A 12,217-nucleotide genomic window follows, 5' to 3' on the forward strand; every position below is an offset into this window, starting at 1 on the left:
ATCGAGGTAGCTTCCGGACCCGATGCGCTTCGGGGTCCCGGACTGGAGGTGAGCACCGTCCCTCACCATGCCTTGATGTTCGCACTGCCTGCGGACACAGTCGTTGCTCGAAGACACGCCTGTACTTGTTCTTGAGCAAACAGGGGCACAGCTCTATCACCGCCCTCAGTTTCCAAAAGCAGGATCAGAATTAAAACATCTACTTCCTACTGTTGCACTTTGTGTTTTAGGTTTAGTCGTATCTTAGCCTGTAAGTCACAAGCTGTTCCGCCAGTATGAGAAAAATTCCCTAAGTGCGAGTAACCCAAGTAACAGTACTCGCCCATTAGGTGCTGCAAACTCGCGTGAAGCAGTCGCGCATGATTCGAGGATTGCTAAAGCCTGGCTATTTCCGCAAGATCAATGCAACATAGCCTTTGAACAGCAGGTAGTTACTCCCACAAGCTAGATTGAGTATGTCCCGTTTGCTAGATTGAATCGTATTCGGTAGATGGACCACTCAAGAGACAGTATTGTGGCGGGCGCCATTTATCGCTTCTGCCATAGTCAACGAGTGATAAATCACCAATACACTCATCAATCTTGGAATAGATATCCTCAAGTCAGCTTATAGTCACCTGCCCATATTGCAGACCGACCAGACACTGAGTCGCTGCTCAATAACATTCCTTTCGGGCCACGATACCGCACATCATTTGGCGTCTCCTCCGTCACTGGGGAGCGACACGGATGGTGGAGGCTGGCGTGCCCCTCAAGGCAGCGCAACAATGCATGGCCACTCACGACTCGATATTCTTCTCAAGTACTGCGCACACGTTCCTGATGGATCGGCAGACGTGGCGGCAGAGATGCTGAGCAGACAGCTAAACAGCAGATTTTCCGTGGCAGAAGCAGCCTAATTGGGCATGTTTACGGAGATTTGAGCGACAAATGGCAACCGTACCGGCAACCAGCCGGTTCGATGCTTGCCGTAAATGATTGAAGGAATTGGAGGCGCGGGTCGGAATCGAACCGACGCATAAAGGTTTTGCAGACCTCTCCCTTACCGCTTGGGTACCGCGCCCTGGACAGGAAATCTTACTTCAACAGGCGGTGATGAAGCCAGCCGGCGGGCAGGTTTTTTGGAGAAAACCCGGCTTGCAGCGACTGGAGCGGGAGACGGGATTTGAACCCGCGACCCTCGCCTTGGCAAGGCGATGCTCTACCACTGAGCTACTCCCGCGATTCTCTATTGAGTATATCGGCTCATGTTGTGCACGGTCAATGTAACTAGAGCCACTGGGTACCTGCCTGAATGCCACCCAAATGAAGTCAGTTGCGGGCAAAGCAATTAGTCCTCCATGATGACTCCATGAAAATTTGGTGCGTTTTGCTGTTTCTGTCTGTAGCCAACCTCGCCGCGCAATCAAAAACAGGCCCGGCTGAGTCGGATTGGCCGAATTACGGCAATGATCCGGGCGGAATGCGATATTCGCCCCTTTCCGAAATCAATCGGGCAAATGTGACGCAGCTTAAGGTTGCGTGGGTCTTTCATACGGGCGACATCTCCGACGGCAGCGACGGGCGCAAGCGCAGCGGCCTGGAGACAACACCCCTGATGGTGAATGGAACTTTATATCTGACCACCGGGTTCAATCGCGTAATTGCGCTTGATCCGGCAACCGGGAAACAGCGCTGGGCCTACGATCCCCACATCGACCAGAAATGGGAGTCGGGCGACGGGTTGATCAATCGCGGGGCTGCGACCTGGGTTGATCCGGGACGCGCTGCGGACAGAGCATGTCATCGGCGGATCTTCGAGGCCACCATCGATGCGCGGCTTATCGCGTTGGATGCAGCGAGCGGAACTCCATGCGCTGATTTCGGCAAGGACGGCCAGGTCAACTTGCGCGATGTTCCCGATTTCAGGTCAGGCTGGTATCACATGACGTCTCCGCCCGCAGTCATCGACGACATGGTGATTGTGGGTTCTGCAATTGACGACAATGCGCGGGCCGACATGCCCAGCGGCGTAGTGCGCGCTTTCGATGCGCGGACGGGGACTCTGCGCTGGAGTTGGGACCCGATTGCTCCAAACCACGAAGATGTCAAAAGCTGGTTTACTGGGGCCGCGAATGCCTGGTCAATTATTACGGTGGATCAGCAGCGCGACCTGGTTTTTGTTCCCACGGGAAGCGCCAGCCCTGACTATTATGGCGGACTGCGCCCGGGCGACGACAAATGGGCAAACTCCGTTGTTGCTCTGCATGCAAAGACAGGAAAGGTCGCGTGGGGATTTCAGCTCGTTCATCACGATCTTTGGGACTACGACAGCGCCGCGCCGCCGCTGTTGGCCACGTTGCCGCATGACGGTAAAAAAGTTCCTGTGGTGATTCAGGGCAACAAGACAGGCTTCCTCTATGTGCTTGACCGCGATACGGGCAAGCCGGTCTTCCCGGTCGTCGAGCGCCCTGTTCCGCAAAGCGATGTGCCGGGAGAAGTAACCTCGCCGACACAGCCATTTCCTGTTGCGCCTCCGGCACTGGCGCCGCAGCATATTTCCGCCGACGACGCTTGGGGAGCCACGCCGCAGGATCGCGAGACCTGCCGCGCGGAGATTCGCAGCCTGCGCAATGAAGGCATCTTCACGCCGCCAAGCCTGAAGGGATCGCTCGCTATACCCGGACACGTCGGCGGAATGACCTGGAGCGGCTATACCTTTGATCCGGTAAGAAATCTTTTGTTCGTGAGTACCAACAACTATCCGGCGAAGACGAGAGTGATTCCGCGCGCGGAGTTCGCCGAAGCCAGTAAGGCGGACGACGGCCAATACACCTCGCAGACAGGCGCGCCGTATGGGATGTTTCGCGCCTGGCTGGTTTCTCCTTCAAACCATCTTCCCTGTGTTCCTCCGCCGTGGGGAATGCTAACGGCGGTAGACATGGCAGAAGGAAGAATTCGCTGGCAGGTGCCGCTGGGCAGCTTCAGTGCAACTGCGCCTGCGGGGGCCGTTAATCTTGGAGGCTCCATCGCAACCGCGGGCGGACTGGTGTTCATTGCGGGGACCTGGGATCCGTTCATCCGCGCATTCGATGCGGAAAGCGGCAAAGAGGTTTGGAAGGCACAACTGCCAGCCAGCGGCCACGCAACTCCGATGACGTACAGCATGAACGGGAAGCAATATGTGGTGATTGCTGCGAGCGGTCATGCTCAGATCACTGAGGAAAAGCAGAGCGATGCGATTGTAGCGTTCGCACTACCCTAGCAGGTAAGTGAAACCCCATCCTTTCGCGCGGGTTTTCGCAAAAGGATGGGTGGGCAGTCTGTTTTCAGTTCTGCTTGAGGCGCTTAGTTGAGCTTCAACGTCCAGATCATGAGCGAAGCCATGTTGTCGTCAACGGCGGCGAGCATGGCCGAGCCGTTTGATGTGTCTACGTTGAGTCCGAAGGAACCGCCCAAGTTCGGATCGACAGGGATTTCCTTGACAAACTGGCCGTTGGTGGTGAATTCAACGATCTCGCTCGGCTGGTTGGGATCGGCATTGATGACGTCGTTATTCGTCACCAGCAGATGGCCATTCGGGGCCATGGCCATGGCCAACGCGCCATGCAGATGCTGGTTGTCCTGGTAGATGATTTCGCCCGGGCCGTCGTCGTGGCGGCGGTCAGCAGCGTCGCGCACGGCGAATATTTCGTTGTCGAGGGTCGAGGCCACATAGAGCACATCACGGTGATGGTCATAGACCAGGCCGGTAGGAGCGTCGAAGAGGGCCGCCGGGTCGCCGCGGTGCATGTATCCGGAGGCGATGGTTTTTGAGGACAGAAGCGACAGTCCCGCAGGACTCACGGCAAAATCAAGCCGGCTGACGGCGCCGCTGATGGCATTCGAGATGAACGCGATGGCATGATCGCCACGATCCACGAGGGCCATGTCCCAGGGACCGTTGATGTCAGGACTAGTGATGGTCTGCACCAGCTTTCCCTGGTTGTTGATGACCAGCAGCGAGCCGGCCTGTGCCGTTCCTGATGTGCCATCAGCGGTAGGCAGGTTGCCGACCACTATGAAGCCATACTGGAGCGTACCCAGGGCGGTCGAAAGACCGAGCGGTGCTGTTCCCTGGAAGAAGAGCGTCGGCGGCCCGCTTTTAGGGATGCGCACAATCGTAGTTCCTGTTCCTTGCAGGTTCTGGTTGTTGTTGAAGTTGGAAACCAGAACGTCGCCGGGCTGCAGCGGACCGCCTGCCGTCTGGAAATTGTTCTTGATGAAAGCCACGCCGTACGGGTTGACGTCTCCGTTGCCGGGGACGGTGGATGCGCTGCGCACAGGGCTGGGCAGGAACGGGCCGTCCGCGTCGCTGCGGTACTGGGCGAAGCAGAGACCACTGGTCGCCGTTAAGGTGAGAGCTGCTACTGTCTTGCGAATGTGAGAGCTGTATGTGAGGTGCATGGGTTTTCGTCCTTTTCGTTTCTGAAGTTGGGCTGCTGGGGGTTGCTGCCGACGGTGAGAAAAGTACGAAAAGAGTGAGCTTTATGTCGTTTGGATTGACTGAAAGATAGCTTGGGAATAAGCGAGGCATGCTGATATGGGGCTAACTCATTGAACCTTGTTCGCTGTGGAGCGTCATTCCGAACTACTGCCTCAAGCGGCCTGGTATTGAAATCCGCCTCTTATTTTCATGACTTTGGACTATGCTTAGGGAAACCTTGGGATTTTGTTGGGCCTGTTCGCGCGTGGATCGCGCCGATGGTGGACAGCGCACAGTATAACTTCGGGCCATTCCGCCTTGTCCCTTCGGAACACCTGCTTTTGCGGGAAGAGACGCCAGTACCTCTCGCGCCCAAAGCCTTTGAGTTGCTGCTTGCTCTGGTGCAGCGTCATGGGCATCTGGTGAACCGTGATGAGCTGATGCAGGAAATCTGGCCGGACAGCTTCGTCGAAGAAATCAACCTGACGGTGAATATCTCGCTGCTCAGAAAGGTCCTGGGCGAGCAGCCTGATGGACGCCAATACATCGCTACCGTCCCAAAGAAGGGATATCGGTTCGATGCAGCCGTACGCCAATCGTCGACAACCTCGGACAAGGCGGACACTAGCGACACTCCTGGGTTGCCTGAGCAAGAAAATCTTCCGCCGCTTCCCAGCCAGTCAGCCGGAAACGGATCGCACTCTACGGTCGTTCAAAACAGGAAATCAAGGTCATGGGTCTACGCTGCTGTGGTGGTGATTGTCGTCATCACGCTGCTTACGGAGTTGTGGGGATGGAGACATAGAGGAAGTGCGGGCTTCGCGCAAGGCAGTCAGGCAGGAACGCGAAATACGCAGGCCGTGGCCCTTTACGCCCACGCCCGCGATCTGTGGAAGATGCGCAGTGTCGAATCGGTGCAGCAGAGCCTGGAATTATTTCAGGAAGCCATCGACGCTGATCCAAAATATGCCGATGCCTATGCCGGTCTGGCCGACGCTTACATTACTGCGGGATCGTATGGGAACAGCTTTCTCGCTCCGAAGGTTGCCATGCCCAAGGCCGAAGATGCGGCAAAGAAGGCGCTCGTACTCGATGAGGGTCTGGCCGACGCACACACCTCTCTGGCATACATCAAGCTCACCTACGACTGGGACTGGGCAGGCGCAGAAGCGGAATTCAAACGGGCGCTGGCGCTCGATCCCAACGATGCAAACGCGCACCACTGGTATTCACATGAGCTTATGGCGCAGGGCAGGGTCATGGAATCGCACGCGCAGAGCGAACAGGCGCTCTACCTCGCTCCCACGGACCGCGTCATCAACGAGCACATGGCCTGGCACCACATGATGGCCCGGGAATACGACCGTTCGATTCCGCAGGCGCTCAAGGCCATCGAGATAGGCCCCGCCTTTGTGCAGGCGCACCGGGTGCTCGGACTGGATTATCTATATACTGGTCGGCTGACAGAGGCGTGCGCAGAATTTAAAAAGGGCGTTGATCTGTCCCATGGCGATCCGGTGGCGCAGGCGTATCTCGCACGATGCTATGCGCTTTCGCGGCTCGGTGGCGAAGCACGCCAGATTCTTGCTTCCTTGGTGAATGATGCACAGGAGCGGTACATTTCGTCGGCTGAAATCGGGGCCGTATATGCCGCCCTCGATGACAAGCCGAACTGCCTTGCGTGGCTGCAAAAAGCCGTCGAGGAACGCGCCAGCGCACTGATTTATCTGAATGTCGATCCGGTCTTTGACCGGATGCGTGCCGATCCACGCTTTCAGGCGATTGTGAAGCAGGTTGGCCTCACGCCTGAATTAGACGAAACAAACAAAAAGTAGAATTCACTGGGGAGTCAGTTGACGCTTTCCTGCCTCAATGCCAACGATTTCACCGTCGTGCATGTGCAGGATGCGGTCCGCGATGGTGGCCGCGTCCGGATTGTGCGTGATCATCAGCACAGTCTGCTTCAACTCGCGGTTCGAGCGCATGAGCATGTCAAGAACTGCGTCGGAACTCTTGCTGTCAAGATTGCCGGTGGGCTCATCGGCCAGGATAATTGCGGGATGTGTAATCAATGCGCGCGCCATGGCCACACGCTGCTGCTCTCCTCCTGAAAGTTCTGAGGGGCGATGCTTGAGGCGTCCGCTGATGCCTAGCAAGTCGGTCAGCCGCTCCAAATAGCCGTGGTCGAGCGGCTCTTTGCGCCCGGAAATTTCGTAAGCGATTTCGATGTTCTGAATTGCTGTGAGCGTCGGCAGCAGATTAAACCGCTGGAAGACGAAGCCGATTTTCGTCTGGCGCATGCGCGTACGCTCTGAGTCGTTCAGCGAGCTGAAGTCCGTGCCGCCGATGATGACTCGCCCCGATGTAGGACGGGTCAGGCCGCCAAGAATGTAAAAGAGCGTCGATTTTCCGCTTCCGGATGGGCCGACGATGCTGACGAATTCTCCCGGCTCGATAGCGAAGGAGGCGTTGCGAAGGGCCGGGACTTCGATTTTTCCCGTGCGATAGACCTTTGACAGGTTGTCCGCGGTGATGATGGGCTGCACTCTCTGATTGTAAATGCAGCCCTGTGTTTTTCTGGATCAGGCGATGGCCGCCACGGCAGTCTGCGGCTCAAGCGAGTGGTATGGCCGATGCGTCTTCTTGGGGCCGCGCTTGCGCGCGCTCATGATGCGGATTCTTTCCAGCAGCTCCAGCGGCGTGCATGCGCCTTTGGGGAGAAAGGCGTCAGCGTGACTGGCGCGATCAAAGGCTTTGACGGTGCCGCTGACGAGAATCATCGGCACTTCCGGCGTAAGTTCCTTCATGCGACGCACCAGCTCATTGCCGTCCATCTGCGGCATCAGCAGGTCGCTCAGGACCAGATCGATGCCGCCTGTGCGAAAGATGTCCAGGGCTTCCTCGGATGAGAGTGCGCTGATGACGCGGTATCCGCGAGTTTCCAGAAGAAATTTGCGAACGGAGAGTGCTTGTTCATTGTCGTCTACGCAGAGAATTACTTTCCTTGGCCTCATAAACTTCCTTGCTGCTCCGCGAGCATTGGCGGAGCGGTTATGAGCGCAGACACACTCAGAATCGCGCGTGCCCGCCGGGGGATTGTCGGGCCGCAATCCATCGAAATTGAAACGAGTCCGGGCTTCCGCGCCGCGTGGAGGCTGTTTTTGAAAAACACACCTTCCTCCACGCTCATGCGCGGGGCCGCAGCTCCCGTTTCAACGCGGGACGCGGTCGAAGCCAAAGGCGGGCATGGTTGCCGACGCAACAACCAGGCAGCCACTGCTTGCCTGCGCGTTTCTCGGGTCACACTCCGGACGATGGCAGGCCATACAATAGCAGCCGCAAGCGCGCACGCCGCGCACTCTGGCTCTCATTCAGTTGTTAGTAATCAGCGAAAGTTGCGTTCCTATTTCAGAAACGCTTGCCAAGAGTACGAATCCCAAGGTGGCGTGTAAAGAGGGAATGAGAAGCGAAGATGTTGTGTTTTTTTTACTGGAGATTCATTGAATTTTGATTTTGCAGCGTCGTTATTGGCGATGCGCGATCACGGGCCTGTTGAAAGCATGTGAATCATTCAAGGAAAAAGCGTCCGCTTGCCACGAAAATAGTGCGGCCTGAGACGCGCACTTCGCGAACTGAGGCACCGTCGAATTTCGCGCGCGCGCCGATTTCGCTCGGACGGCCCATCTCAATGCCCTGACGAATGTGCACTTGCTCATCGGATGCGGCAAAACCATGCCGCACGAGATAGGAAATCGCGCAGCCCGCCGCTGATCCGGTGGCCGGGTCTTCGCCGTTGTAGAACTGCATACGCGCGCGCCACACGCCTTGCAGCTCAGGCGCAATGCAGTAGAAAAACTTCGCATCCCTCTTGCGCAGATATTCTTCCGCCGTCGATGCTGCAATGCGCAGACGCGAAAGCGCATCGACCGAGCGAAAGGGAACGATGCAGAACGGCATACCGGTCGAAACTGTCTGCGGCAGCATATTTTCGGCAAGATCCTCTCTCGTGATGCCGATGGCCTGCGCAATCGCAACCGGATCGTGTATCTGCCCAAAGACTGGATCGGGCTGGGTCATCTCGCCATGCAGAGGCCCTGATGCGGACGGCGAAAACCGCACACTGATTGCGCCTACATTCAACTCAAGCGTGATGATCTCGCGATCCGCATATTCGGGAAGAAATTGCCGGATGAAAGCGCTCGTCCCCAGCGTAGGATGGCCGGCGAAGGGCAACTCCTCCTGCGTGGTGAAGATGCGGACGCGCACGCCGCGCAGCTTCTCCATGGCACGCGGGCGGCGAATAACGAACGTTGTCTCGGAGAGATTTGTCTCCTTGGCAAGCGCCTGCATTTCTGCCGGAGTCAGGTCCGAGGCGTTTGCGAAGACGGCAAGCTGGTTGCCCTGAAACGGTGAGTCAGTAAACACGTCGCAGAGGCGGTATTCGAGTTCGCGCATGGATCAAGTTTCGCAGACTGCATGGGTTTGCAGTCTGCGGGGATTCAATTTTGGATTACCAATTTTATTCGAGGCGAAGCGCTGTCATCGGATCTACGCGGGTAGCGCGTTTCGCGGGAACCCAGATCGAGACCAGGGCGACTGCGCTCAACAAGAAAGGCATCGCAACGAAAGCGATCGGATCCAAGGTTTTCACTCCGAAGAGGAAACTTGCCAGAAAACGCGTGAGCCAAAGAGCTCCGCCAGTGCCGATGACCACACCTATCAGCGTCAGCCCCATGCCTTGCCTGACGACCATATTGCGAAGATTGGAAGCCTGCGCCCCTAGCGCCATGCGAACACCGAGTTCCTGGGTACGCTGCTGTACGGAGTAGGACATGACTCCATAGATGCCGATGGCAGCCATGAGCAGGCCTGCGCATCCAAACACCGTAAGAAGCAGCATGTTGAATCGCTGACGCGCGATATTACGCGCTTCGATCTCGTCCATGGTGCGAATATGCGCAACTGGCAGGCCGCCGCTGGCACCGCGAAGAGCAGCGGTTACAGGAGGCACAAGGGTGCGCGGGTCAGCCTGACTCCGGATAATCCACCAGAGCGGCGCTACTCGGGAGTTGAGCGCGGTCTCAAGGTCCGGCATTTGTGCCAGCGGAATGTACATGATGGGAAAGGGATCGCGGGTTGGACCGTCATCGTGCGTGTCGCCAACAATGCCGACGACCTGACGCGGCCCTTCGGCAAAGGCAGGCCCAGCACCGGGTGCGATCTGGATTCGATCTTTGAGTGGGTCGCCTTTGGGCCAGTACTGGCGGGCCATCGCTTGGTTGATGATGACAACGCCAGGCGCGGCTCCATCATCCTGCTCGGTAAAACTGCGCCCACGCAGCAGCGGAATTTTGAGTGCGTTGAAGTAACGCCAAGAAATGGAATAGAAGCCTGCGCCTCCGGTGAAAGGCGAATTTCCCTTGGGACGGCCCACGACATCAAAGATCATGCCAAAGCTGTTGTTCATTGGCAGGCAATTCGTTACACCGACATCGAGAACTCCGGGAACAGCGAGCACGCGATCTGTGCCGTCGCGGATGACCTGATCGACGGGGGCTGTCTTCTGGAAGCGATCGCCGCTCATGGACATGGCCATGCTGATTACATTGTGCGTGGCGAAACCGGTATCGACGGCCTGCAGCTTAAAGAACGTGCGGACAAGCAGGGCTGCGCCGATGACAAGCACGAGAGTAAGAGCCATTTCGCCGATGACAAACGCGGAGCGGAGCTTGTCACTGCGAAAACCAACTCCAGCACGGCTACCGTTTTCGTTGAGTGTAGCGGCGAGGTTCGAACGAGATGCGCTGACTGCGGGGACAAGGCCGAAGAGGATTCCCGTGAGAAGAGAAATACCAAGTGTAAAGAGCAAGATATGGATATCGAGGGTTACGGCGGAACCATCTTCTCCGATGCGTGGAATATTGCCGGGGTTAATCCCGAGCAAAAAGCGAACGCCTGCGAATCCAAGAAGGAGGCCGAGCACTCCGCCCGCAAGAGAGAGGGTGAGGCTTTCTGTCAGCAACTGGCGGATGATTTGACTGCGACCGGCTCCGAGAGCGGCGCGCGTAGCAAATTCACGCTTCCTCGACGAGGCCCGGGCCAGCAGCAGGTTTGCAACATTGGCGCAGGCGATGAGAAGAACGAAACCTACAGCTCCCAACAGGACGAGTAGAGGAAAGCGCGTATCGCCGATTGTCGCTTGTTGCAGCGAGACAACGCCGAATCCGCCATTGGGGGGCAGAGAATCTTTCCCGTAGATGTGCCGATACTCATCGGCGGCGAGCCGCAACTGTGCGTTGACCTGCGCCAGCGTGGTTCCGGGCTTAAGACGCGCGGCCACGGTGAAGTAGTGGGCCATGTCCTGGGAGTTCAGATCAAACTGGAAAGGCACCCAGAGATCCGCCGGCGTGTCGGTCACAAAGCCTCGGCCAATGACACCGACAATGAGATAAGGCTCGCCATCCAGTTGGATCGTTGTGCCGACTACCTTCGGATCAGCTCCGTAGCGGCTCTTCCAGAGACCGTAGCTCAACACTGTGATATGTCCACCGTGCGGACTGTCTTCTGCGGCGGTAAAGGTGCGTCCGGCAACCACCGGGGCGCCGAACAGGGAAAAGTAATCTGCAGAAACATGAATGCCCTGTACCTGTTCGGGATGGTCGCCGCCAGTAATATTCAGCCCTGCTCCACCAAAGTCATAGGCCGCGACTTGGTTAAAAATACTGGTCTGCTGATGCCAGATATTGAACTTCGGGATATTCGCACCGGCAAACGATCCCTGTGGGCCAGTATTCCTCATTTCCACCAGCGACTGCGGATCTGGATACGTAAGCGGCTTGAGCAATACCGCGTTGATGACTGAAAAGACCGCCGTGTTCACTCCAATGCCGACGGCGATGACGAGAATGGCGATGATGGTAAATCCTGGGGTCTTGCCGAGCCCGCGCAGAGCGAAGCGAAGATCGCGCCACAGGTCTTCCAGCCAAGGAAGCGACCGATCGCGCCACACACGCTCACGAGTGGAGCGGGGGTTACCGAAGCGCACATAGGCGCGCCTCCGGGCTTCTTCAGGAGACAAGCCGCGGGCGGTGTTGGCATCCTGCGCATGAGCGAGATGAGACTCGATTTCCTCGGCCAGATCTTCATCTTTTCGGGTGCGGTCCGTGAAGCGCCGTATGCTCATCTGCGTTTCCTCCTGCTTTATTCGTTCGATTCACCCAGAATCAGACCGATGGCACGAGTCATCCTCCGCCAGCGACCAGTGGCTGCGCTGAGCTCTTTCCGCCCTTTGCTGGTAAGCCGGTAAAACTTTGCTTTACGGTTGTTCTCGCTTACACCCCACTCGGAAGAAAGCAGGCCTCGGTCTTCAAGACGATGGAGCGCGGGATAGAGCGATCCCTGTTCAACTTCAAGGGCATTTTCAGAAGTGTGCTCTATGACTTCAGCAATCGTGTGTCCGTGCGCAGGTCCCATCACCAATGTGCGCAGGATAAGCATATCCAGCGTGCCCTGAAGAATGTCGCCAGCATCAGGAGGTCTTTTGATAACCACAGTCGTTTCTCCACTCGAATGACTATGGAAGGTATAGTACTCCACTCGAATGACTATGTGAAGTTTTTTTGGATTTGGGCAACATGCGAGTGAACGCTTTGTCGGAGCTGCACGGAACTAGCCGTTATCTCCGGGCTCAAGCAGATTGACACGCCAGCGACCAGCGGACTATTCTGAAGACCACGATGAACGAATTCGCTCGAACCTGCATGTGTATGTGCT

At 57.0% G+C, this 12,217-nt stretch carries 8 protein-coding genes and 2 tRNA genes; 2 read left to right on the forward strand and 8 right to left on the reverse strand.

Features of this window, described 5'->3' with window-relative positions:
* Nucleotides 1–988 precede the first annotated feature (988 nt).
* Both VEV40_RS07680 and VEV40_RS07685 read right to left on the reverse strand, forming a co-directional pair.
* A tRNA-Cys gene (locus VEV40_RS07680) sits at nt 989–1,063 on the reverse strand.
* A gap of 84 nt (nt 1,064–1,147) precedes the next feature.
* A tRNA-Gly gene (locus tag VEV40_RS07685) sits at nt 1,148–1,222 on the reverse strand.
* A 129-nt stretch (nt 1,223–1,351) separates the two neighbouring features.
* Here VEV40_RS07685 and VEV40_RS07690 point away from each other — a divergent pair.
* Nucleotides 1,352–3,244, forward strand: a complete 1,893-nt coding sequence (locus VEV40_RS07690) for a pyrroloquinoline quinone-dependent dehydrogenase (protein ID WP_324831328.1) — start codon at nt 1,352–1,354, stop codon at nt 3,242–3,244.
* Nucleotides 3,245–3,327: 83 nt separating this feature from the next.
* On the opposite strand, the gene VEV40_RS07695 is transcribed toward VEV40_RS07690, so the two are convergent.
* Nucleotides 3,328–4,425, reverse strand: coding sequence for a hypothetical protein (locus VEV40_RS07695; RefSeq protein ID WP_324831330.1), 1,098 nt, complete (start codon nt 4,423–4,425; stop codon nt 3,328–3,330).
* Nucleotides 4,426–4,722: 297 nt separating this feature from the next.
* On the opposite strand from VEV40_RS07695, the gene VEV40_RS07700 reads away from it, so the two are divergent.
* Nucleotides 4,723–6,279: a winged helix-turn-helix domain-containing protein gene (locus tag VEV40_RS07700; RefSeq protein ID WP_324831332.1), complete on the forward strand. Its 1,557-nt coding sequence runs from the start codon at nt 4,723–4,725 to the stop codon at nt 6,277–6,279.
* A 3-nt stretch (nt 6,280–6,282) separates the two neighbouring features.
* Here the strand turns inward: VEV40_RS07700 and VEV40_RS07705 are convergent, their stop codons facing one another.
* The 5 genes from VEV40_RS07705 to VEV40_RS07725 all read right to left on the reverse strand — a co-directional run bounded on the left by VEV40_RS07705 (nt 6,283) and on the right by VEV40_RS07725 (nt 11,995).
* Nucleotides 6,283–6,990: an ABC transporter ATP-binding protein gene (locus VEV40_RS07705; RefSeq protein ID WP_324831334.1), complete on the reverse strand. Its 708-nt coding sequence runs from the start codon at nt 6,988–6,990 to the stop codon at nt 6,283–6,285.
* A 36-nt stretch (nt 6,991–7,026) separates the two neighbouring features.
* Complete coding sequence (locus tag VEV40_RS07710) at nt 7,027–7,458, reverse strand: response regulator (protein WP_324831335.1); 432 nt, start codon at nt 7,456–7,458, stop codon at nt 7,027–7,029.
* Nucleotides 7,459–8,011: 553 nt separating this feature from the next.
* Nucleotides 8,012–8,899 carry a PhzF family phenazine biosynthesis protein gene (locus tag VEV40_RS07715; protein ID WP_324831338.1) on the reverse strand — a complete coding sequence of 296 codons (888 nt, stop codon included), beginning with the start codon at nt 8,897–8,899 and terminating at the stop codon, nt 8,012–8,014.
* Between the two features lie 64 nt (nt 8,900–8,963).
* Nucleotides 8,964–11,627 carry an ABC transporter permease gene (locus tag VEV40_RS07720; protein WP_324831340.1) on the reverse strand — a complete coding sequence of 888 codons (2,664 nt, stop codon included), beginning with the start codon at nt 11,625–11,627 and terminating at the stop codon, nt 8,964–8,966.
* 17 nt (nt 11,628–11,644) lie between these two features.
* Complete coding sequence (locus VEV40_RS07725; protein WP_324831342.1) at nt 11,645–11,995, reverse strand: PadR family transcriptional regulator; 351 nt, start codon at nt 11,993–11,995, stop codon at nt 11,645–11,647.
* Nucleotides 11,996–12,217 lie beyond the last annotated feature (222 nt).

The sequence above is a fragment of the Alloacidobacterium sp. genome (genome assembly GCF_035631355.1).
In the GTDB taxonomy this organism is placed as follows: domain Bacteria; phylum Acidobacteriota; class Terriglobia; order Terriglobales; family Acidobacteriaceae; genus Alloacidobacterium.